Below are 246 nucleotides of genomic sequence, written 5' to 3'. Positions count from 1 at the left end.
AGTCTGGACGATCTTCTGCCGGGCGATCACGCCTGCCGGTTGATCGATGCGTTCGTGTCGAGTCTGGATCTTCAGGGGCTGGGTTTTGCCCGAAGCAAAGCGGCCACAACGGGACGCCCGGGCTACGACCCGGGCGATTTGCTGCGTCTTTATTTGTACGGTTATCTGCAACAGATCCGTTCGTCGCGGCGGTTGGAGACCGAGTGCAGCCGGAACATGGAGCTGATGTGGCTGCTGGGGCGGCTT

General features: G+C 61.0%; 1 protein-coding gene. It reads left to right on the top strand.

Annotated elements, in window-relative coordinates; genetic code table 11:
* Positions 1 to 3 precede the first annotated feature (3 nt).
* Positions 4 to 246: transposase (locus AC4HNJ_RS22105; protein WP_490481758.1), on the top strand; the 243-nt coding region annotated here is incomplete at its 3' end.

This window comes from Dyella sp. SYSU CM1112 (assembly GCF_058216415.1).
This window is presented reverse-complemented; position numbering and strand designations above follow the sequence as displayed.